Origin of the sequence: Streptomyces sp. NPDC051664, assembly GCF_044453545.1 — a bacterium.
In the GTDB taxonomy this organism is placed as follows: Bacteria; Actinomycetota; Actinomycetes; order Streptomycetales; family Streptomycetaceae; genus Streptomyces.
The window spans coordinates 48,567-69,517 of the sequence record NZ_JBITCU010000028.1; the positions used below are offsets into that span (position 1 = coordinate 48,567).

A 20,951-nucleotide genomic window follows, 5' to 3' on the forward strand; every position below is an offset into this window, starting at 1 on the left:
CGGATCGCCCTTGAATTTCCGATGGATTCGGGTGTGTCGGGGTGTGTGTTGGGCTGGGGACACGGTGAGCCGAAATGCGTGGCCGGGGTGTTGAAGACGCGGACGCCGAGGGCGCTGTGCCGGCGCCCGGCCACCGAAGTCGAGCACCGGCCTACCTGGCGGACAGCTCGGGGAGACAGCCGCCCGGTGAGTTCCCCCGAGCCAGCGGGACGAAGGGAATGCAGGCAGCGATGATCGAAGGCGCGAGGAAGCCGAGCAGATCTGAGGTGGACCGGTCGGAGGGGTTCGGCGAGCGGTTGCTGGGTGTGCTGATCGACCGGGCTCACGAGATGCCGCCGCAGCTGATCGCCCCGCTCGTTGCGGAAGAGGTGGCCAGGGTCGGTGGCCGGGACCTCTCGATCCTCTTGCAGGACTACGAACAAATGCTGCTGGTGCCGCTGCCGGGCCGGCGGCTGACAGTCGGTAACCCCGAACCGGTCGAGGACTCTCCCGCCGGCGAGGCGTTCTTGAGCCGCAAAACAGTAGAGGTGCCGCAGCACGGCAGTGTGCGGATGTATCTGCCGCTGCTGGACGGCAGCGACCAGATCGGCGCGATGGCCGTCACCCTGGACAGCGTCGATGATGACGACCGGCGGCTGCTGCGCAGACTCGCCGGCCTGGTCGCAGACATGATCGTCACCAAGGACGCCTACACCGACCTGTTCTTCCAGGCCCGACGCAGCGCCCCGATGAGCGTGGCCGCGGAGATCCAGTGGTCGTTGCTGCCCCCGCTGTCGATGACTGTTCCGCAGGTTGAGGTGGCAGGAATTCTCGAGCCCGCGTACGACGTGGCCGGCGACAGTTTCGACTACGCCCTCAACGGCGACATCCTTCATGTGGCCATGATCGACGCGATGGGCCACGGCCTGGACGCGGCGACCATGGCGACCGTGGCCATCGGCGCCTATCGCCACACACGACGCGCCAACACCGATCTGTCCCAGGTGTACGCGTTCATGGACAAGGCCATCAATGAGCAGTTCGGCCCCGACCACTTCGTCACCGCACAGATGATGTCTCTGAACATCGAAACGGGCCGGATGCAATGGGTCAACGCCGGCCATCCTGCACCGCTGCTGATCCGTGACCGCGCCGTGGCGGACCGACTGGAGAGCCCCACCACATTGCCGGTCGGCTTCGGCGGTGAGCAGCCGACAGTCAGCGAGCGGATCCTGGAACCCGGGGACCGGTTGCTGTGCTTCACCGACGGCCTGATCGAGGAGCACCAAGCCGGCGGAGAACAGTTCGGTGAGGAACAACTCATCGCGTGCACCAACCGGATCCTCCGTGACCGCACCGCGGTCAGGTCGGTGGTGCGTGGGCTCTCCCACGCCCTCAAACAAGAACGAGGCGACGTCACCAGCGACGACGCGACCATCTTCCTCATCGAGTGGCGGGGCGGCGACGCCGATCACCTCGCCACCCTCGATTGATCCGACAACCACCCGCGCCGTGCCCGGTGCAGGGCGACCGGCTGGAAAACCAGGGGCAGACCCGGACCCGACCCGGGGTTTTCCGGGTGGCGCTGCGATCCGAGGGAACTGACATCTGCCGGGCAAGATCCGGTTTGGTCGCGAACACATTCGGCTCGGGCCGGCCGGCTGCCCGGCAGCCGTCGGGATCGTCCGTCCAGGAACGTGGAACGCACAGCTCCCGGTCCGCGGCGGCGTGCCCTCGTTGGCGCGCACCGCCGATCAGCGACTTCCCTTACTCGCCCCGGTGGGTATCACCACGCGGACGGCGCCGGCGGTGTGACCACCGGCGGACGGTCGTCGCAGGTGATGGTGTTCGGCAGCTCCCACGGGGCGAGCCAGGGACCGGTGGTGCCGCCCCCGTCGTTGCCGCCGAGATCCGTCAGCGAGAACTCCGAGCCGGTAGCCGTGAAGTTGAACGACCCGCAGTTGTTGACGCCGACTGCCCCGACGTTGCGAGCGTCCACGTTCTCGAAGGACGCGGATCCCGCCACCCGTGCGCTGACGACCGAAGTGCCCGTACCGTCGACCTTGATGTCCTTGAAACGCACGTTCGTGATCGAGTACAGATCCTTCACCGGCCAGTCGCTGACCAGCATGATCGCGTTGTAGGTGTTGTCGAGAAAGTGATCTCCCGTCACCTGGATGTCGGCGTCGATGTCCTTCTCCAGCGCGTAGAACCAGATGGCACCCAGGCCGATGTTCCAGTTCAGCTCGTACGTGCCGGCGCGGACCGTGGTGTTGTCGGCGATCCGCAGGTACCCGGTGAACGCCTCGGCGCCGAAGCGCGACCCGACCTGGATGGCGCTGCCCTCCCGGATCGGGTCGGCGATGAGGTTGTTCGAGACGGTGTTGTCCTTGCCGCCGTAAATGGCGATGCCGTTCGCGAGTACCGGCGTCTGTACGGTGTTGTGGTCGAACGTGTTATTGGCATTGGCGGTCTTTTCGGACCACATGGCGAGGCCGTCGTCACCCGAGTTGCGGATGAAGTTGTTCGACACGACCGAGTCCGTCACGCCGGTGTGGAAGTTGAGGCCGTCGGCGATCTGGTCGACGATGACGTTGTTCGTGATCCGCAGGTTCGACATCGGTCCGTCGAACCACAGGCCCACCTTGGTGTGGCGGATGTAGAGGCCGTCGATGGTCGAGTCGCTCATCGCCCCCCCGACGCCGTTCACCTGGTCGGTGTCGATGCGCTCGCGGACGTCACCCTCGATCGCGAAGCCGGAGAGACGGACGTTGGTACTGCCACCGTCCGCCGCGTCCTTGCCGTAGAAGCCGACGCCGGTGTGGACCGAGCCGTCAGGCGCCGGGGTGTCGAGGTCGACCTGGCGCCCCTTGATGATCGTGTACCAGTTGCCGGCGCCCACGATCGTCACGTTGTCGACGACGATGTGGCGGTTCACCTGGTACGTGCCCGGCGGTATGTACAACTTGAGCTGCTTGCGCTTCGTGAACGCGATCGCCTTCTCGAACGCAGTGGCGGAGTCGCGCCGGCCGAACGGATCGGCGCCAAAGGCCAGTACATTCGCGGCGGAGACGTCGACGTACGGCAGGCCGACGAGTTGTGAATCGAGCAGGTCGATGACCGTCCACGCGGCTCTGCTCCCGACGGGAACCGTCAGCCGCACCTTGTCACCCGCGCGGTACTTCGTGCCGAGCAAGAGGCGCTGCTCGTCGTAGAAGTGGTTCGGCCGGAACGGCTTGGTGATCGTCGGGGCCGGCGTCGTGGCGCTCGGTACACAGGAGCACTCGGTGATCCACCAGTCGGGGTGCAACAGGCCGGCGTTCGGGTCGTTCGAGAACGGATACTGGTTGTACAGCCACGCGTACTGCGATGTGAGCGTCATGGTGGACCGGTTCTTGCCGTTCACCGTGACATCGAGCGGCGCGGTGATCCCGCCGCCGTTCGGCGCGTCCGGAATGCTGTAGCGCACGGTGATCGCGTTGGCCGCGCTCGGCAGCGTGAATTCGACGTACTGTCTCGGTGTCAGTTTGACCGCCATACGGCCGGACGCCTCCGCCTGCAGCGTATACGCGGTACGGTCCGGGCCGATGACCGCGCCGTTCGTCACGGCGTTCTCCGCCTCCTGCTCGACGAAGTCGACGCTCGCGCCCCTGCCCGCGACGAGCGACGGATCGAGGGCGGCGCGCGTCGCAACAGGGGTCGACGCCCTGTCAGTGCCTGTGCCGGCGAGGGCCGTACCGCCGGCCAGAACACTGAGACCGACAGCGGCCGCAGCCACCGCTACGACCGCCGCGGCGGCCCTGCGCGATGCTCTGCCGGACCGTCTCGCTGCGGCTCCTGTGATGCTCCATGACATCGCGTGCTCGTTTCTGTCGGAAGGATGAACGCCTGCGACGCTCGGCGGAGCGGAGGGCCCGGCGCGGTGGCGCCGGGTCATGCGGGTCGTGGGGCCGGTCAGGTGCTGAAGATCTGCATCCCCGAGCACTGGCCGGCCGGCCAGCCGGTGTTGGCGGTGAAGTTCAGCCGCACATAGCGGGTGGTGACCGAGGAGGGCAGGGTGAGGGTCGCGGTGTTGCCCGTCGCCGGGTCGAAGGTGCAGTTGGCCGAGGACAGCAGGGTGGTGAAGGTGCCGGCTTCGGTGCCGCCCAGCACCGACAGGGTCTGGGTGCGGGTGCCCCAGGCTGTGGACGGCGGCAGGTTCAGGACCAGCCGGCGGATGCCGGCAGCGGCCTGGAGGTCCACCTGGAGCCACTGCGGGAAGGCGTTGCCCCCGCTCTCCCAGTAGCTGTTGGGGTCGCCGTCGGTGGTGTTCCCCGACCCGTAGACCTGGGTGTGGCTGCTCTCCGACGTGGGCTTGTGCAGCGCCAGATCGGTGGTGCCTGAGCCGGCGTCGGTGGTGACGGAGACCTGGTTCGAGGGCTGGGAGAGGTTCCCGGCCGTGTCGGTCGCCACCGCCTCGAAAGTGTAGGCGGTGGACGGGCTCAGGCCCGTGACGGTGAAGGAGGTCCCGGTGGCGGTCCCGGCCTGGGTGCTGGTGGAGCCGCTGACCCGCATGATCCGGTATCCGGTGACCCCGACGTTGTCGCCGGCGGCGTTCCAGGCCAGCGCGACCGTGGTGTCGCTGTGGCCGGTGACCTGCAGCGACCCCGGCGCGGAGGGCGGGGTGATGTCGCCGCCGCCGGCCACCGGCGGGGTGGGCCGGATCGCGGTCAGGGCGATCTGGCCCTTGAGCATCCGGCCGCCGTCGCCGGTCAGCCGCAGGTAGTAGTCCGAGGAGCAGAAGGTGCCGTCCTCGTCGAGGGCGAGGAACCCGGAGTCGGTGGGCACCGAGGCCTGTGTCTCTGCGGTCTTGGCGATCTGGTTGCCCTCGTTGTACTCGTCGAACATCGAGATGTAGATACCCTGCACCCCGGCCCGGCACATGTTGTAGAACTGCCGCCACATGAAGTCGCCGTGCGCCCGCTGCCGGCCCGAGACGTCGCCGGGCAGCACGCACGGCTGGTAGTCCACGCCGTGCGCGACACAGTCCGCCTCGTCGCCGACGGTGTAGGTGTTGTAGGCGTTGTCGGACTCCGCGGCACTGCCGATCGCACCCACCATCCACGGCGAGATCATGTTGAAGGCGTGGTACACGTCCATGTACCCGGTCTTGGTGCCCGCGCCGCCGGTCCGCCACTCGCGCGGCACCCCGCCGATGACGTAACAGCCCTGCCCCTTGAACCAGTTGATCACGTCCAGGCAGGCATCGACCGAGAACGGGTGGTTGTCGTCGTTGAAGCCGAAGCCCCAGATGCACACCACCGGCTTGCCGTTCTGGCGGGCGTATGCCGACGAGGAGGTGTGCGCCGACATCTTGGCGGTCCAGTCCGCCTTGATCTCGGACTGCATCTCCCACCAGTTGGAGACGTCATACATGATGTAGAACTTCACGCCGTGCGACTCGGCGGAGCTGCGGACCTTCGCCGCCATCCCGTCGCGCGTGGGCCCCTCCTGGCCGCTGGGGTCGAACCGCTGCAGTGCCGCGGTGTCGATGGCGTTCTGCTGCATCCAGGAGAAGTGCAGGTCCACTGTCTGCTGGTCGTACGAGGAGAACAGCGTGGCCGGCTGGCCGTTGCCCAGGTTCGCGTACGCCGTCCGGTAACCGTGAGCGTACTCGCGCATGTCCGGCCAGCACGTGATGCCGGTGTTGGACCGGGACGGCGGCTGGCCCCAGTTCTGACTCCAGTGCCACCAGCCGTTGATCGGGGCGCTGTCGCCGATACAGGCGAACCAGCCCTGGTAGCCCACGGTGACCTTGCCGACCACGTCGCCGGGTGGACTGGCGGCGGCACCGGCCGGCGACGCCAGCGCGGTCTCTGCGGCCCCGATCCCGCCCGCGGCGGTGGCCGCGATCGCGGCCTGCAGGAAGACCCTGCGTGTGACACCCATCTGGACTCCTCCGGTCGGCTGTCAACTACCGCCGCTCCGCGGCTGATCGGCCATCCGTAGCGACTGGAAGCCTGGTGCCGGGGAGCGTAACGACACGGTTATGGTTCCGCAATACATGGTGCATCGAACGAAATAATTGACGGGATGTACGCAAGACACGACTTGCGCGGGTCCTGGCAAGTCCAACGTAAGCATTCAGCAGGTCGTGATCGGGTCCCTGTCTGACGGTGTGACAGGCCGTGGGTGGGCGCGGCAGGGTCCGTGGTCATGTTGTCGGGGCTGGAGTCTGCGTCGCGTGAGGATCTCCTCGCGGTGATCGGGCTGCTTCAGCGACAGGTGGCGGCCGGGGAGGCTCGGGCGGCGGAACTGGCCACGGCCGACGAGCGGTTGGCGGCGCGGATGGCGGAGTTGGAGGGGTCGCCTGGGGCGTAACTCCGGGAACTCCTCGATGCCGCCGTCCTCGGACACCTTCGGCCGTCCGGAGAAGAAGCCGCAGGTCAAGAGCGGGCGCAAACGGGGCCGTCAGCCCGGTGCCGACGGCAGTGGGCTGACCATGGTCGAGAAGCCCGATGTCACCGAGGACCATGTTCCGGCGGCCTGTACGGGCTGCGGGGAGATGCTGGGCAAGGGTGACAGTGTTGGCTTCGAGCGCCGTCAGGTCCGTGACATCCCGCTGGCCACGGTGAAGGTGACCGAGCACCGGGCCCATCGGTGCCGGTGCGCGTGCGGGACAGTGACCGCCGAGCCGATGCCCGAAGAGATCGCCGGATCTCCCTCCTCCTACGGCCCGAGCCTGCGCGCGCTCGCTGTCGCAGTACACAGCCATGAATCTCCTGGCAGACGGGGTGACGACCAAGATCACCCGCCGACTACCAGGAGTTTCGTCGTGCCTGTCCCCGGGACCGCCTTCAGCCTGTGGACGCCGGACGTGGCTCATAGCCCATCGGCGCGGCCCCATCCACTTCGTGGCCGTGCTTCGGCTGCGGTGCCCGCACCATCACCAACTACGAATCGTCACGCGCCGTTACGGTCCAACCAGCGCTTCTCGACAAGATCGTGTTGTGAGTTCTCAGAGCCAACAGTGGCTTGTGCCCCGCTCTTCCGGCTCGACGGCTGGGTGGGGCCTCTACCGGACCCGTAGCTCGGACCACCCCGGGACTCGCGCTACTCGAACCACGGACCGCCTAAGGCGTGACTAGTTAGTAGTACCCGGGATACACGGGGTACACAGGGTAGACCGGGTACACGGGGTACACGGGATAGGTGGTGGTCCATGGCTGCCATCCGCACTCGCCTGGGTGCCAGTCGCACCAGCCGGCGGGTACGGCCTGTGACGCGGTGGCCTGTGCCGGAACCTGTGGGGCCGCCTGGGCTGTTGGCGCAGCTATTGAGAAGGCAAGCGCTGAGGCCAAGGCGGATGCACACACGAACGCTGGGATTCGTCTACGCACAGTTCTGGTCATGATGAACCTCGTCCTGTGGAGACCCCCGAGTTCTGCTGTTCCCCCGTATTCCCACGCTCCGCCTCTTACCGGCCCCTGGCAACCTCTCCGCGCCTGCCGGCCGAGGCATGTGCGCTTGGCCTGGCTCCCGCAGGTCGGACGGTCGACGGCATCGTGACAGGGAGCCGATACTCCTGCTGAGGCCCGCAGCGGGATGCGGTCCCGGGTGTGCCGTGATCCACTGAGAGAGCAGATGTGACGGCGTCCGTGCGCGGGCGTGGGACGAGACGGCCGATCCGCAGGGTTCGGAAGGGGCGCCCACATGAAGGTCGTCGTGGACCTCACACGGTGCCAGGGATACGCACAGTGCGCTTTCGCCGCACCGGATGTGTTTGCCATCCGGGGGGACGAGGCGCTGCTGTACGACACCGATCCGGACGACGCGCAGCGGGAGAAGGTCGTGCGGGCCGTGGCGGCCTGCCCGGTCCAGGCCATCTTCCTCGACCGTGACGACAGCCGGGTCCGGCAGCCGGAGCCCGTGACTCACGTGGCCGCCCCCGGCGCTGCGGAAGCGTTCGAGCGTACGGGGCGCATCGTCATCGTCGGGGCGTCCCTGGCGGGCCTGCGCGCTGGCCGGACGCTGCGTCGGGAGGGCTTCACCGGCTCGCTGACCGTGATCGGGGACGAGCCTCACGCACCCTATGACCGGCCGCCGTTGTCCAAGCAGGTCCTCATGGGCCAGGTTCCGGCGCGGCGGACCCGACTGCCCCGCCGCGACGAACTCGACGCGCACTGGCGGCTTGGAGTCGCGGCCACGGGGCTTGACCTGAGCGGCAAGCAGGTGCTGCTGGCCGATGGTGCGAAGGTGGGATTCGACCGGTTGCTCATCGCCACCGGGGTGCGGGCGCGCCCGTGGCCGAACGAGGCGGAGGCCGCGCTCGACGGGCTGTTCGCGCTGCATACGCCGGAAGACGCGGAAGGGTTGCGGCAACGACTGGCGGCCGCACCCGGCCGGGTGCTGGTCATCGGTGCCGGGTTCACCGGCTGTGAGGTCGCCTCCGCCTGCCGAGAGTTGGATGTACCGGTGACAGTCGCGGAGCGGGGCCCGGCCCCGCTGGCCGGGGCGCTGGGCGCGGTGATCGGCGGGGTCGCGGCACAGATGCAGCGTGACCACGGGGTCGACCTGCGGTGCGGCGTTCGGGTCGAGTCGCTGGAGGGCGATGACAGCGGGAGGCTGCGGCGCGCCCGTCTGTGCGACGGCAGCACTCTGGACGTCGAAGTGGCGGTGGCCGCGCTCGGCAGCATCCGCAACGTCGAGTGGCTGGAAGGCTCGGGACTGGCGGCAGGTGTCTGGGGTGTGGCGTGCGACGCGGGCTGCCGCGCTGTCGACGTCAACGGGGTCGTCACCGACAGTGTGTTCGTCGCGGGCGACGTGGCCCGCTGCCCGCACCCCGTCTACGACTACCAGTACCTTTCCCTGGAGCACTGGGGCAATGCCGTCGCCCAGGCGGAGATCGCCGCACACAACATGGTCAGCGGCGAGGGCGAACGATGGCCGCACCTGGCGCTGCCGGAGTTCTGGTCGACCCAGTTCGGCACCGAGATCAAGTCCGTCGGCGTCCCGACCCATGCCGACCACGTCGTCATCGCCCAGGGATCGGTGGCCGAGCGCCGCTTCGTCGCCGTCTACGGCTACCACGGGCGCATCACTGCCGCGGTCGGCTTCAACCAGTCCAAGTGGCTGGAGTTCTACGCGGGGTTGATCGACCGGGCGGCGCCGTTCCCGCCGTCCTTCCGTACCAGCGACCGGCCCACCGACGCACGGCCGGTCGCGGCCGAGGTCCCCGACAGGCCCACCCCTCACGCCACCGTCGTGGTGACCGGTCACGGGCCCAGCGAGCGGCGGGCCACCTTGGTCCGCAGAACGTACCTGTGATGCCTGCCCGAGCCACGACGCGTCCGGACCTCAGAGTTGCGGGAGATGCCCCCCATGACCCAGACCAGCATCTGGCAACAGATCCTCGACCACTCCCACCGCGCCGACCCGTACCCGCTCTACGCCGAGCTGCGCAAGACACCCGTGGTACGGGTGGAGGACGGGAGCTATGTCGTGAGCACCTACCGGGAGATCGTCGCCCTGCTCCACGACCCGCGGCTCAGCTCGGATATGCGTAACCTCCCCGAGTTGGCTGCCGGGGCGTCGACGCAAGGGCCCGACGAGGGCCCTGCCACGCTCCCGCCCAGCTTCATCCTGACCGACGCACCCGAGCACGACCGGCTCCGGCGGTTGCTGACGCGGAACTTCGGCCCGCCGCACCGTCCCGGTCGCATCGACAGCATGATTCCCCACATGTCCGAGATCGTGACCAGCGAGATCGACGGCTTCGTGGGGAAGGACCGGTCGGGCGCGACCCGGGTCGACATCGTCGACGACTTCGCCTACCCCTTCCCGGTCACGGTGATCTGCCAACTGCTGGGAGTCCCGCGCGAGGACGAACCACGGTTCCAGGCAATGTCCGACGCGGTCGTCCAGGCCGGCGACCCGAGCACCGGCGGGATCGTGGAGCGGCAGCGCCGGCGCGCGAAGGCCGTCGCCGACCTCGGCCAGTACTTCGCCCAGCTCCTCGACGCCCGCCACGGCCGACGGGGCGACGATCTGCTCTCCGGACTCCTCAGCGGCGACGGCGACGAGGCGCCGATGTCACCCGACGAGATTCTGAGCAACGCGGCCCTGCTGCTCGTCGCCGGCCACGAGACGACCGTCAACCTCGTCACCAACGGCATGCTCACCCTCCTGCGCCACCCCGACGTACTCGACCGGCTACGCCGCGGCGACGAGCCCGATCTGGCCGCCCGGGTGGTCGAGGAACTCCTGCGCTACGAACCACCGGTGCAGTTTCTGTCCAACAGCCGGAACACCCTCGACGAAATCGAGATCGCCGGCACCACCATCCTCAAGGGCTCACCGGTCGTACTCGTGCTCGCCTCCGGCAGCCGGGACCCCGACTTCGTCCCGGACCCCGACCGCTTCGATCCCGACCGCGAGCACAACGAGCACCTCGGCTTCGGCGGCGGTATCCACTACTGCTTCGGAGCCCCACTGGCCCGTCCCGAGACGCAGATCGCCCTCACCGAGCTGGCACACCGGCTGAAGAACCCCCGACTTGTCGTCGACCCGCCGCCCTACCGCGCGAGTCCGTCCCTGCGCGGCCCCCGTCACCTCCTCGTCGAGATCGACGGCGTCAACCCCGGACGTCACCGCCCACCATGAGATCCATGACCGTGCACCGCACCCACCTGAGCACCCTGCGTGCTCGTGGATTCGCGGGTCCTGCATCCACCTCCTGCAAGCTCCTCCATGACTACGGCCCGCACCGTCCGGTCCGCCGGATCGGCCGGGCCGTTCCGCGTGTTCCGGCTGCCCGGGTGTCCGCGGGCGGGTGTCAACGAGGCGTATTCGGTTGTCCGTGCGAGAGCTCATACCAGAGCGGGACGGATGGCGGGCAAGTTCTGCAACTGCCCGCCACCGATGCTCGATCGACGACTACCGTGTGTGGTCGGTGATCAACGGTGGGCTCATATATTTCGTGCCTGCCCGACCGATGACCTGAGCCTGACCGACCACCGTAGGTGCCACCACATGAACGCCGAATCCTGGTGCCCCACGTACCGAGGACGCTGATGTCTCAACTTCGCGCACCCGAAGCGCGACCGGAACGCCGAGAGGGCGGGCGGCACGGCCGGCCGGGGGCCCGTGCCCACTCGGCCGCCGCCAGGCCGCGCGCCGCACAGCTGTCCCCCGATGCCCGCATACGGCCACAGATCTTCCGCGCGGCCGTGCTGCCGGCCATCGCCGTCGCACTGAGCGGCGCCGCGGCAGTCATCATCACCGTCCGCTCCACGGGTGCCCCGATCACCACCCAACTCTGGACCGTGCTGGGCGGGTCCGCGGCGCTGGCCGTCGCCGCCGTGGTCGCCGCGTTCCTCGGCGCCAACCGGGTCGCCACCACCGTCCTCGGCCGGTGTCTGGCCCTGCGCCGTGCCAGTGCACAGGGGCAGGCCGAACTGCAGCGGGTGGTGGAGCAGTTGCGCATCGGCGAACCGTTGCCCGCGCGGCGGCCCCCGCAGCCCGTTCCACCCGGCAGCGACGCCTTCGACCTGCTCGCGCAGGAAATGGGCCGCTCGCACGAAGGGGCTTTGGCCGCAGTCGTGCAGGCCTACCGGCTCACCCGCGAATCGGGCGAGGAACAGCGGGTGGAGGTATTCGTCAATCTCGCCCGCCGGCTCCAGTCGCTCGTGCACCGTGAGATTCAGCTGCTGGACGAACTGGAGAACGAGGTCGAGGACCCCGATCTGCTCAAGGGCCTCTTCCACGTCGACCATCTCGCCACCCGCATCCGCCGGCATGCGGAGAACCTCGCCGTCCTCGGCGGCGCCGTCTCCAGGCGGCAGTGGAGCAGCCCGGTCACCATGACCGAGGTGCTGCGCTCGGCGATCGCCGAGGTCGAGCACTATCCGCGGGTCAAGCTGGTGCCGCCGATCGACGGCACGCTGCGCGGGCACGCCGTGGCCGATGTGATCCATCTGCTGGCGGAACTCGTGGAGAACGCCACCGTGTTCTCCGCTCCGCACACCCAGGTGCTGTTGCGCGCCCAGCACGTCACCGCAGGGCTCGCCCTGGAGGTCGAGGACCGCGGGCTCGGCATGCCGGGCAACGAACAGAAGCGGATGAACACCCTGCTTGCCGACCCCGACCGGGTCAACGTCGCCCATCTGCTGCAGGACGGCCGGATCGGGCTGTTCGTCGTCGCGTCACTGGCCCGCAGGCACGGCATCGCGGTCCGGCTGCAGAGCAACATCTACGGCGGCACACAGGCCGTACTGGTGCTGCCGCAGTCCCTGCTCGGGGTCGAAGCGGACGCGGCCACGACGGCCGACGCCGCCCCGGTCCCGCCGCCCGGCCGCGTACACCGGCCACCGGCCCACGACGACGCCGCGCACCAGCGGAACCTGAGCCCCGCCTCGGCCCCGAACCGGCAGCCGCAGATGCCCAGTCAGCCGCTGCGGCTGCATCAGCCACCGCAGCAGTTGCGAAGGCAGGGCGAAGCCCCACCGCTGCCGCTGCGTGCCGAGAGAGTCAACCGGTCCACGCCCGCCGATGCCCGCCCCCGCGTCCAGCGCCCGGATGACGCGATTCCGGCGCTCCAGCCCGACCCCGGAGTCGTACGCGGCACCATGGGCCGGCCCCAACTCCCCAGGCGCACCAACCAGGAACACCTGGTCCCGCAGCTCCGGGAGGCCCCCGCGCCGCGCACCGAGGACGAACAACCCGTCCTGCACGACCCAGGCCTGATGGCGTCCTTCCGCCGGGGCATCGAGCTCGCCGAGGCCCGCAGCGTCTCGGACGCCGACACCGCGCAGGCCCCGGACGGCACCCCCGACGCGCCCGCACCGCAGGCCTGGCAACCGCCGGCCCCACTCGAACCGCTGCCGGTCCGCGGACTCACCGCGCGCGCCGAACCGTCGCACCCCGCCCCGGACCCCCTCGAAACGAACACCCTCAAGGAGTAGATGCACCATGGCGACCGATATGCCGTCCGGTCAGGTCTCGGACCTCGACTGGCTGCTGAGCGGACTGGTACAGCGTGTGCCGTACACGCGCAGCGCGGTCCTGCTCTCCGCCGACGGGCTGGTGAAATCCCTCCACGGCATGGACGCCGACAGCGCCGACCACATGGCGGCGCTGGCCGCCGGCCTGTACTCCCTCGGCCGCAGCGCCGGGGCGCGCTTCGGCGACAACGGAGAGGTCCGCCAGGTGGTGGTGGAGCTCGACTCGACGCTGCTGTTCGTCTCCACCGCCGGTTCCGGCACCTGTCTCGCCGTCCTCGCCGGACGCGAAGCGGATGCCGCGGTGCTCGGATACGAGATGACCATGCTGGTCAAGAGCGTCCGGCCGTATCTGATGACCCCGGCCAGACAAGCGGCCGGGGCACCGAGCACCACGGGACTGTGAGGGTGTCGGCCCCGCAGGACAGGCCGTTGCTCGACGATGCGGCCGGCCGGCTCATCCGTCCGTACACCGTGAGCGACGGCCGTACCCGTCCGACGACCGTGCTCGACCTGCTCTCCCTGGTGATGGCCACGGGCAGCGATCTGCAGACCCATCTCGGCCCCGAGCACTCCGTGGCGCTGGGGATGTGCGGCGGTCCGACCTCGGTCGCCGAGATCGCCGCGCATCTGCGGCTGCCCGCGGTCGTCACCAAGGTGCTCGTCTCCGACCTGGTGGACTGCGGCGCAGTCACCGCTCATCCGCCGGCTTTTTATGACATGCCCACCGACCGATCCCTGCTGGAGGCAGTGCTCGATGGCTTACGACGACAGCTCTGACGGCTTCGGCGGCTCGGCCGGGGGTGACGGCACCGGGGACACCGAGTACTTCCCCGTCGCGCTCAAGGTCCTTGTGGCGGGCGGCTTCGGCGTCGGCAAGACGACGTTCGTGGGCGCGGTCAGCGAGATCGCACCGCTGAGTACGGAAGAGCTGCTCACCCAGGTCAGCGCGGCGACCGACAGCCTCGAGGGGATCGAATCCAAGACCGCGACCACGGTCGCCATGGACTTCGGCCGCATCACGCTCGACGAGCAGCATGTGCTCTATCTGTTCGGTACCCCGGGCCAGGAGCGCTTCTGGTTCATGTGGGACGAGCTCTCCCAGGGCGCGCTGGGCGCGGTCGTGCTGGCGGACACCCGGAGACTCGAGGAGTGCTTCCCGGCCGTCGACTTCTTCGAACGGCGCGGCATCGGATTCATCGTCGCGGTCAACGAGTTCGACGGGTGCTACCGCTACGGCCCCGAGGAGGTACGTGCCGCGCTCGACCTCGGACCCGACGTGCCCGTCGTCCTCTGCGACGCCCGGATCGCCAGCTCGGGCACCGGAGCGCTGGTCACGCTGGTGCAGCACCTGATCAACGCCACCTCGGAGCCGGCCCCGTTCTCCGGCTTCGGAGTCCAGCCGTGAGCCGACATGCGAACGGCCGGCCGCTGCTGACGCCCGTCGACCGCGACGTGGCTGTCCGCACCCGACGGCTGCGGACGCTCGGGCTCGGGGAGCGGGGCGACACCTCGTTCCACAGCTTCGACGCGTTCGCCGACAAGGTGGCCGAAGTGACGGATGTGCCGTTCTCGCTGGTCAACTTCATTGACGGGAACCGGCAGTTCTTCGCCGGTCTGCACACCCCGGCCGGCACCCGCACCGGTTCCGATCTGGGCGCCACGGCCGCGGGCAGCGGCCGTGGCGGCCGGTACATGGCGCTCGACCACGGCTACTGCCCGCACGTCGTCGCACGGCGCAAGGCACTGGTCCTGGAGGACGTCTGCGACTACCCGCGATTCGCCGGAAACCCGGTCGTCGACGAGATAGGCATCCGTTCCTATCTGGGAGCGCCGCTCATCGACCGTACGGGCGTCGCACTGGGCGCCGTCTGCGCCGTCGACACCGTGCCCCGCCCCTGGGGGCGGGCCGGCCTTGACACGATCAAGTCCCTGGCGCAGGAACTCATCGGCCACATCCATCGACGGGAGGACAACCAGAGCATCAAGCCCTGATCCGCCCCGCCTCCGGCGCCCACACCTCGACCGTGGTGCCGTCCAGGAAGGTCAGCACCACCGAATCCGCGTCCGCCCGCACCACCACCGACGTACGCGACGCCCGCGGATGCACGGTGTCGCGGGACAGTACGATCAGTGAGACGTGGGTGCTCCGCCCGCCCGATTAGCGGTCGGCACGCAGATACGGGATCGCGGAATGCGGCCCGTACGCGTTGGACTGCACGTCCCTCGCGACGCCGGACCCGTACGTGGTCTCCAGGCCGCCCGCGGCAACTGGGCCGACTACGGCATCCAGAACACCCCCGCACCAACTGGACCGACACCGCCGCGCCCGCACTCGCCGGAACGGGATCGGTCATGACGGACAACCGCACCGGCCTGGACCGGCTGCCCGCCGTAGCGCTCGCCGTCGCCGCACGGGCCGGCGCCCACGGCGGCCCGGTGGAGCAGCTGCGCACCGACCTCGCCCGCACGGGCACCCAGTCCTCTACCGAGGGCACAGCGGGTGCAGGGCTCGCCCTCGACGCCGACACCAACACGGACACCCGCACGCTGTCCGAGGCGGGCGCCTGGTGGCAGGTCGATCTGGGCGCGACGAAGCACATCCGCCAGATCGAGATCTGGAACAACTCGTCGACGACGACCGCTGACTTCGACGTCACCACCGAAGACGGCACAGTCCACGTGAGCGGCAAGGGACAGCTCCCGACGGTCCTCGACCTGGACAGCCGGACCCGCACGGTGAAGATCGCGGTGTCGGGAACGGGGCGGGTGGCCCTGGCCCAGGTCCTGATCCACCCCTAGGTCCACGTCCTGACACGTTCATGGTGGACGGCTGCGTCCTCAATCGCCGGCACAGTCAAGCCCGTCGAGGGGGTCCTTCCCATGACCTCAAGGCTATGCGGGCGATTGAGGACAATGCGGGTCCTGGGCCGCCCCCGGTCACCGCACTCCACCCCGGGGCGCCCCCGTACTGCCCCGCAACACCACTTCCCCCTCCACCCGCACCACCCGCGCCCTCCGTGCCGCCCCTGTCTCCCGGAGCGCCAGCGCGATCACGCTCTCGCCCATCGATGTCAGCGGCAGTGCCACCGTCGTGAGCGGCGGCGACAGCTCCCGTACCAGCGGAATGTCGTCGAACCCGGCCAGCGACACGTCCTCAGGCACCCGCAACCCCGCCTCGCGCAGCGCCGCCAACGCACCGACCGCCATCACATCGGTCACCGCGAACACGCACGTCGGCCGTGACCGGGACGGCGCCCGCCCCGCATCGAGCAGCAGCCGCCGGGCCGCCTCGTACCCGCCGTCGCGGGTGAACGCCCCCTCCACCACCTGCCCGAGCCCGATGCCCGCCTCGGCGAGCCCCTCCCGGAACCCCGCCAGCCGGTCGGAGACCGTGGTCAGCGCGGCCGGCCCGGTGAGCACCGCGAACGTCCGATGCCCCAGCTCCACCAGCGCCCGGGCGAGCGCTGCGGCCCCCGCCCGGTTCTCCGGCTGCACGGCGTCCACCCGCAGGCTGCGGTGCCGGCTGATGACCGCCACCCGCCCGCCGACCCGGACGTACGGCTCCAGTTCGGCGTCCATCGCACGCTCCCAGGCGCGGTCCTGGAAGCCCGATCCGATCAGCAGGATCGCCCGGGCGTGCTGGGCCCGCAGCATGGAGACGTAGCTGATCTCCCGGGCCGGTTCGCGGAACGTCGAGGCCAGCATCACGAGCAGCCCCTGTTCCGTCGCGGCCCGCATCACACCGCTGGAGATCGCGGCGAAGTACGGGTCGCTGACGTCATGACAGATCACGCCTACCGTACGGTTGTTGGCGGCACCGGCCAGTGCCTGCGCGTGGACGTTGGGGATGTAGCCGAGCCGGTCGGCCGCCGCGCGCACCCGCTGCCGCAGATCGTCGCGGACCCGGGCCGTGCCGTTCAGCGCTCGCGAGGCGGTGGCCGGTGAGACCCCGGCTTCCCGGGCGACGGCGTCGAGCGTCACATGGGTTGCGGTCCCGACGCCACGCCGAGACCCCGGAGGGTTCGGCGTCGCCATTGTCACCGGCTGACTCAACTCGACTCCTAAGGGCGCGGTGGCGGCAGGGTCCCGAAACTTCGGGACGACCTATTGACCATGCGTGCAGGCAGTCATTAGCGTGGCGGCACCTTACCAGAAAGCGCTTTCTGAAAGCGTCTTCCCCGTCATCGCGAAATCGCACAGCTCTCCGTAACTGCCGTCGAAGCACAGGGAGTTCAAGTGAGCCAGAGCGCGTTGACCAAAAGTCCCGCCGAAGTGGCGGGAGTTGCCCGGCGGTCCGCGCCGTCAGCAGCTGAGCGGTTCGCGCGGGCGGCCGAGCAGAGCTGGCGTCCGGTCGCCCTGCTGCTGGCCTGTTTCGTTGCCTGGTGGGTGATCTCGGCGGCCGAGCTGGTGGAGCCGTACCTCGTACCGTCACCGGGGGCGACGCTCGATGTCCTCACGGGTAAGGCGAGTTATCTCTGGCAGCACAGCTGGGTGACGACGTACGAGACGCTGCTCGGCTTCGTGATCGCGGTGGCCGTCGGCGTGCTGGCGGCCGTGATCATGGTGTACTCCTCGACCGTCGAGCGCACGCTCTACCCGATTCTGCTGTTCGCCCAGGTCGTACCGAAGATCGCCATCGCACCGCTGTTCGTGGTCTGGCTCGGCTTCGGTATCGCACCGAAGATCCTCATCGCCGTCCTGATCGCATTCTTCCCCGTGGTGATCTCCATGGTCACCGGCCTCAAGGCGGTCGACCCGGAGATGCTGCAGCTGTCGGCGACGATGGGCGCCAAGCCCTGGCAGACCTTTCTCAAGATCCGCTTCCCGGCCTCCCTCCCTCATCTCTTCTCCGGCCTCAAGGTCGCGGTCACGCTGGCCGTGACAGGGGCGGTCGTCGGCGAGTTCGTCGGTGCCAACGAGGGGCTGGGCTACGTGATCCTCCAGGCCAACGGCAACCTCGACACCCCGATGCTCTTCGCCGGGCTGCTCGTGATGTCCCTGATCGGTGTCGTCCTGTTCGTCGCTGTCGAGATCGCCGAGAAGCTCCTGCTCCCGTGGCACGCCAGCCGCCGGGACGCACCCGCCACCACCTCGTACTGAACGCCACGCACTGACTGCTGTCACGGACCCCGTCGCGAGAAGGGCCAGCCCATGCACCCGCGCAGACTCCTGATCGGTGTCGTACCTCTTGTTCTGCTGGCCACGGCCTGCGGCGAGAACGACGCGTCGACCACCAGTGAATCGGGCAAGAAGCTGGACAAGGTCACGCTGACGCTCAACTGGTATCCATACGGCGAACACGCGCCGTTCTACTACGGCAAGCAGCAGAAGATCTTCGAGAAACACGGCATCGATCTGACGATTCAGGCGGGCCAGGGCTCGCAGAAGACGGTGCAGGCGACCGCCGCGGGGCAGACCGACTTCGGCTGGGCCGACACCCCGGCGCTGCTGGCCGCGGTCGACCAGGGGGTGCGGGTCAAGAGCCTCGGCGTCTTCCTGCAGACCACTCCCGCGTCCGTGCAGTCCTTCGACGCCAAGGGCATCGGGTCACCCGCCGATCTCAAGGGGAAGACGATCGCAGGGACGGCCGGGGACGCACTCTCCAAGACGTTCCCGATCTTCCTCAAGAAGAACAACATCGACGAGTCGGACGTGAAGGTCCAGAACACCGACCCGGCGGGCAAGATCGCCGCGGTGATCTCGGGGAAGACCGACGGACTGCTCGGATACGCCAGTGACCAGGGCCCCACCATGCAGGACAAGGCCAAGAAGCCCGTCTCGTACCTCCGCTTCTCCGAGAACGGGCTGAACTTCTACTCCAACGGCCTGCTTGCCGGGCAGAAGCTCCTTGCCTCGAAGTCGGAGCTCGCGGGGCGCATGGCGCAGGCGGTCAGCGAGGCGTGGGCCGCCGCGGAGAAGGCGCCCGGCCCCGCGGTTGCCGCGATGGACGGAGCGTCGGAGCAGTTGCCGCCGAAGAACGTGCTGGCGGAGCAGTTCAAGACGACGCTCACGCTGCTGCACACCTCGTCGACCGAGGGCAAGGCCCCCGGGGTCAATAACGAGGCGGACTGGCAGCAGACCATCGATGTCTTCGCCGAGGCCGGCATGGTCGCCGAGCCGAAGGCCGTGGGGGAGTACTGGGACGCGAAGACAGCGCCGAAGGGATGACGATGCCCAAGCAGGAGGCGAAGCCCCTGGAGCGGGACCCGCTGTCCTCGGGCGACCGCGGCGCCGTCACGCCGGCCGTCGGAGTGTCGGACGTCTCGGTGCGGTTCCGTGGCAGGAACCGCGATGTCACCGCTCTGCGCGACGTCTCGCTCGATGTGGCGCCGGGCGAGTTCGTGGCCCTGGTCGGTCCGTCCGGATGCGGCAAGTCGACCCTGCTCAAGCTGGTCGCAGGGCTGCTGAAGCCGTCCACGGGTGAGGTCCGGCTCGGTGGCGAGCAGGTCAAGGGCCCACGGCACGACATCGGTTACGTCTTCCAGCGCGCCGCTCTCCTCGAGTGGCGTTCCGCGCGCCGCAACATCCTGCTCCAGGCGGAGATCCGGAAGATGCCCGCGGCCCGGGCGCGCGAACGGGTGGACGCACTGATCCGGATGACCGGGCTCGACGGCTTCGAGGACGCGTATCCGCACGAGTTGTCCGGTGGCATGCAGCAACGGGTGGCGCTGTGCCGGGCGTTGTTGCACGAACCGCCGGTCCTGCTGATGGACGAGCCGTTCGGCGCGCTCGACGCCCTCACCCGCGAGCAGATGAACATGGAGCTCAACCGAATCTGGCGGGAGACCGGCACCACCGTGCTGCTGGTCACCCACTCGATATCGGAGGCGGTCTATCTGGCCGACCGGGTGGTGGTGATGAGCCCGCGGCCGGGCACCATCACCGAGATCATCGAGGTGGGACTCGACGCGGAAAGGGAGTACGGCGAGACGCTCGGCCGCCCGGAGTTCCGGGACGCGGCCGCCCACATCCGCGATCTGCTCGGGGCGGCGTCCGCGCACGACTGAGCAGGGAAGGGCCGGGGCGTCGACGCCCCGGCCTTCGAGCGAGGTGCCGGCGCCGCTGCCCGCGTGCACAGTCGCAGACGCCCGGGTCTGCGCGCGGTTGTGCTGATGTCCGTGTCCCCGTGTCCCCGTGCACAGGCGCCTGCGCCCTGACCTTTGTACGAAACGCTCTGCGCCCCGGCCATCGTGCGCATGCGCCTGCCCCCGTCGTGGGCCCAGGACTCACGCCAGCGCGAAAGCGTCCGCCAGCATCTCGGTCTGCGCGGCCAGCAGCGTGTCGCCGCCGTGCCCCATGCCCGCGAACTGACCGGCCGCCTCAAGCCCGACCGATCCGTGCAGCTGCGCCCAGGCGAGCACGGCGCCGGCCAGAGCCTGCCCCGACATCCCGGTGTCGCCGGTGGCGGCCGGCACATACTCGGCCACCCATCCGGCCACAGCCGCGTCCGACCCGGCCCACGCCGTCATCTGGTCCACCACACCGGCCACTTCGGCCCCCGGCGACCCGTCCGCGAAGACCGGCAGGAACGGACCGAGCACCGCCCGGGCCCGGTCCAGTGTGTCGGCCGGTGCGACATAGCCCGGCACCGGGGAGCCCTGGATCAGCAGGTAGCGATGCGGCTCGGTGACCGCCCAGGCCCGGTAGGCCTCCGCCAGTGATTGCAGGTGCGCGCGCGGGCCTTGTGAGGCGGCCGTGGAGCGGTCGGCCGCCGCGGCCATGGCCGCAGCCGCGTCGTCGTAGGCGTCTCTGATCAGCGCGTTCAGCAGATCGTCGCGGCTGGCGAAGTAACGGTAGAGCGCCGGGCCGGAGAGTCCCATGTCCTTGGCGATGCGGGTCAGCGCGAGGGCCGCGACACCCCCCTCGGCGAGTTGCCGGAGCGCGGCTTCCTTGATCTCCGACCGGGTCTGCTCCCGGTATCGGGCGCGCGGCCCCTGTTGGGCTTGGACCATCACCGGCCCCTTTCGCTAGTCAAGCTCACTTCTGTTACAG

19 protein-coding genes are annotated in these 20,951 nt (G+C 69.2%); 13 read left to right on the forward strand and 6 right to left on the reverse strand.

The genetic code is table 11. The annotated features are described in order from the left end of the window. Positions 1 to 230: 230 nt before the first annotated feature. Positions 231 to 1,472, forward strand: coding sequence for a PP2C family protein-serine/threonine phosphatase (locus ACIA8E_RS33175; RefSeq protein ID WP_399303720.1), 1,242 nt, complete (start codon positions 231 to 233; stop codon positions 1,470 to 1,472). Here ACIA8E_RS33175 and ACIA8E_RS33180 read toward each other — a convergent pair. The 3 genes from ACIA8E_RS33180 to ACIA8E_RS33190 all read right to left on the reverse strand — a co-directional run bounded on the left by ACIA8E_RS33180 (position 1,423) and on the right by ACIA8E_RS33190 (position 5,907). Beyond that, a complete protein-coding gene (locus tag ACIA8E_RS33180) occupies positions 1,423 to 1,737 on the reverse strand; it encodes a transposase (RefSeq protein ID WP_399303805.1) in 315 nt (104 codons plus the stop codon). The two genes, ACIA8E_RS33175 and ACIA8E_RS33180, sit on opposite strands and share 50 nt — an antisense overlap. A gap of 28 nt (positions 1,738 to 1,765) precedes the next feature. Next, a complete protein-coding gene (locus tag ACIA8E_RS33185; protein WP_399303722.1) occupies positions 1,766 to 3,835 on the reverse strand; it encodes a glycosyl hydrolase family 28-related protein in 2,070 nt (689 codons plus the stop codon). A 98-nt stretch (positions 3,836 to 3,933) separates the two neighbouring features. Beyond that, a complete protein-coding gene (locus ACIA8E_RS33190; protein WP_399303724.1) occupies positions 3,934 to 5,907 on the reverse strand; it encodes a discoidin domain-containing protein in 1,974 nt (657 codons plus the stop codon). A 448-nt stretch (positions 5,908 to 6,355) separates the two neighbouring features. On the opposite strand from ACIA8E_RS33190, the gene ACIA8E_RS33195 reads away from it, so the two are divergent. From ACIA8E_RS33195 to ACIA8E_RS33230, 8 genes are all read left to right on the forward strand, one after another. Beyond that, positions 6,356 to 7,048, forward strand: coding sequence for an IS66 family transposase zinc-finger binding domain-containing protein (locus tag ACIA8E_RS33195; protein WP_399303726.1), 693 nt, complete (start codon positions 6,356 to 6,358; stop codon positions 7,046 to 7,048). A gap of 623 nt (positions 7,049 to 7,671) precedes the next feature. Beyond that, positions 7,672 to 9,285 (forward strand): FAD-dependent oxidoreductase, encoded by a 1,614-nt coding sequence (locus tag ACIA8E_RS33200; protein WP_399303728.1) that lies wholly within the window; start codon positions 7,672 to 7,674, stop codon positions 9,283 to 9,285. 54 nt (positions 9,286 to 9,339) lie between these two features. Next, positions 9,340 to 10,620, forward strand: coding sequence for a cytochrome P450 (locus ACIA8E_RS33205; RefSeq protein WP_399303730.1), 1,281 nt, complete (start codon positions 9,340 to 9,342; stop codon positions 10,618 to 10,620). A gap of 410 nt (positions 10,621 to 11,030) precedes the next feature. Then, positions 11,031 to 12,920 carry an ATP-binding protein gene (locus ACIA8E_RS33210; protein WP_399303732.1) on the forward strand — a complete coding sequence of 630 codons (1,890 nt, stop codon included), beginning with the start codon at positions 11,031 to 11,033 and terminating at the stop codon, positions 12,918 to 12,920. 7 nt (positions 12,921 to 12,927) lie between these two features. Beyond that, complete coding sequence (locus ACIA8E_RS33215; RefSeq protein WP_399303734.1) at positions 12,928 to 13,362, forward strand: roadblock/LC7 domain-containing protein; 435 nt, start codon at positions 12,928 to 12,930, stop codon at positions 13,360 to 13,362. A gap of 2 nt (positions 13,363 to 13,364) precedes the next feature. Next, positions 13,365 to 13,736 (forward strand): DUF742 domain-containing protein, encoded by a 372-nt coding sequence (locus ACIA8E_RS33220; RefSeq protein ID WP_399303807.1) that lies wholly within the window; start codon positions 13,365 to 13,367, stop codon positions 13,734 to 13,736. Further along, positions 13,714 to 14,364, forward strand: coding sequence for a GTP-binding protein (locus ACIA8E_RS33225; protein ID WP_399303736.1), 651 nt, complete (start codon positions 13,714 to 13,716; stop codon positions 14,362 to 14,364). Before ACIA8E_RS33220 ends, ACIA8E_RS33225 begins: the two co-directional genes overlap by 23 nt. Further along, a complete protein-coding gene (locus tag ACIA8E_RS33230; protein ID WP_399303738.1) occupies positions 14,361 to 14,951 on the forward strand; it encodes a GAF domain-containing protein in 591 nt (196 codons plus the stop codon). Before ACIA8E_RS33225 ends, ACIA8E_RS33230 begins: the two co-directional genes overlap by 4 nt. On the opposite strand, the gene ACIA8E_RS33235 is transcribed toward ACIA8E_RS33230, so the two are convergent. After that, on the reverse strand, positions 14,941 to 15,066 hold the full coding sequence (locus ACIA8E_RS33235; protein ID WP_399303739.1) for a hypothetical protein: 126 nt from the start codon (positions 15,064 to 15,066) through the stop codon (positions 14,941 to 14,943). The genes ACIA8E_RS33230 and ACIA8E_RS33235 overlap by 11 nt on opposite strands. Positions 15,067 to 15,311: 245 nt before the next feature. Here ACIA8E_RS33235 and ACIA8E_RS33240 point away from each other — a divergent pair, with 245 nt between their 5' ends. Beyond that, positions 15,312 to 15,758, forward strand: coding sequence for a hypothetical protein (locus tag ACIA8E_RS33240; protein WP_399303741.1), 447 nt, complete (start codon positions 15,312 to 15,314; stop codon positions 15,756 to 15,758). Between the two features lie 138 nt (positions 15,759 to 15,896). On the opposite strand, the gene ACIA8E_RS33245 is transcribed toward ACIA8E_RS33240, so the two are convergent. Next, a complete protein-coding gene (locus tag ACIA8E_RS33245) occupies positions 15,897 to 16,940 on the reverse strand; it encodes a LacI family DNA-binding transcriptional regulator (RefSeq protein ID WP_399303743.1) in 1,044 nt (347 codons plus the stop codon). Between the two features lie 255 nt (positions 16,941 to 17,195). Here ACIA8E_RS33245 and ACIA8E_RS33250 point away from each other — a divergent pair, with 255 nt between their 5' ends. Genes ACIA8E_RS33250 through ACIA8E_RS33260 form a run of 3 tightly spaced genes read left to right on the forward strand, consistent with a single transcriptional unit; the run spans position 17,196 to position 19,966 of the window. Next, positions 17,196 to 18,059: an ABC transporter permease gene (locus ACIA8E_RS33250; protein WP_399303745.1), complete on the forward strand. Its 864-nt coding sequence runs from the start codon at positions 17,196 to 17,198 to the stop codon at positions 18,057 to 18,059. Between the two features lie 51 nt (positions 18,060 to 18,110). Further along, a complete protein-coding gene (locus ACIA8E_RS33255; RefSeq protein WP_399303747.1) occupies positions 18,111 to 19,127 on the forward strand; it encodes an ABC transporter substrate-binding protein in 1,017 nt (338 codons plus the stop codon). Further along, positions 19,124 to 19,966 (forward strand): ABC transporter ATP-binding protein, encoded by an 843-nt coding sequence (locus tag ACIA8E_RS33260; protein ID WP_313940289.1) that lies wholly within the window; start codon positions 19,124 to 19,126, stop codon positions 19,964 to 19,966. Before ACIA8E_RS33255 ends, ACIA8E_RS33260 begins: the two co-directional genes overlap by 4 nt. 219 nt (positions 19,967 to 20,185) lie before the next feature. On the opposite strand, the gene ACIA8E_RS33265 is transcribed toward ACIA8E_RS33260, so the two are convergent. Beyond that, positions 20,186 to 20,911 (reverse strand): TetR/AcrR family transcriptional regulator, encoded by a 726-nt coding sequence (locus tag ACIA8E_RS33265; RefSeq protein WP_399303750.1) that lies wholly within the window; start codon positions 20,909 to 20,911, stop codon positions 20,186 to 20,188. Between the last annotated feature and the right edge of the window lie 40 nt (positions 20,912 to 20,951).

What these genes read in the sequence shown, in the direction of transcription:
- ACIA8E_RS33210 (WP_399303732.1), top strand. Translation starts at nt 11,031, where the DNA reads ATGTCTCAACTTCGCGCACCCGAAGCGCGACCGGAACGCCGAGAGGGC.
- ACIA8E_RS33175 (WP_399303720.1), top strand. Translation starts at nt 231, where the DNA reads ATGATCGAAGGCGCGAGGAAGCCGAGCAGATCTGAGGTGGACCGGTCG.
- ACIA8E_RS33205 (WP_399303730.1), top strand. Translation starts at nt 9,340, where the DNA reads ATGACCCAGACCAGCATCTGGCAACAGATCCTCGACCACTCCCACCGC.
- ACIA8E_RS33185 (WP_399303722.1), bottom strand. Translation starts at nt 3,835, where the DNA reads ATGTCATGGAGCATCACAGGAGCCGCAGCGAGACGGTCCGGCAGAGCA.
- ACIA8E_RS33240 (WP_399303741.1), top strand. Translation starts at nt 15,312, where the DNA reads ATGACGGACAACCGCACCGGCCTGGACCGGCTGCCCGCCGTAGCGCTC.
- ACIA8E_RS33195 (WP_399303726.1), top strand. Translation starts at nt 6,356, where the DNA reads ATGCCGCCGTCCTCGGACACCTTCGGCCGTCCGGAGAAGAAGCCGCAG.
- ACIA8E_RS33200 (WP_399303728.1), top strand. Translation starts at nt 7,672, where the DNA reads ATGAAGGTCGTCGTGGACCTCACACGGTGCCAGGGATACGCACAGTGC.
- ACIA8E_RS33255 (WP_399303747.1), top strand. Translation starts at nt 18,111, where the DNA reads ATGCACCCGCGCAGACTCCTGATCGGTGTCGTACCTCTTGTTCTGCTG.
- ACIA8E_RS33225 (WP_399303736.1), top strand. Translation starts at nt 13,714, where the DNA reads ATGGCTTACGACGACAGCTCTGACGGCTTCGGCGGCTCGGCCGGGGGT.
- ACIA8E_RS33190 (WP_399303724.1), bottom strand. Translation starts at nt 5,907, where the DNA reads ATGGGTGTCACACGCAGGGTCTTCCTGCAGGCCGCGATCGCGGCCACC.
- ACIA8E_RS33265 (WP_399303750.1), bottom strand. Translation starts at nt 20,911, where the DNA reads ATGGTCCAAGCCCAACAGGGGCCGCGCGCCCGATACCGGGAGCAGACC.
- ACIA8E_RS33215 (WP_399303734.1), top strand. Translation starts at nt 12,928, where the DNA reads ATGGCGACCGATATGCCGTCCGGTCAGGTCTCGGACCTCGACTGGCTG.
- ACIA8E_RS33260 (WP_313940289.1), top strand. Translation starts at nt 19,124, where the DNA reads ATGACGATGCCCAAGCAGGAGGCGAAGCCCCTGGAGCGGGACCCGCTG.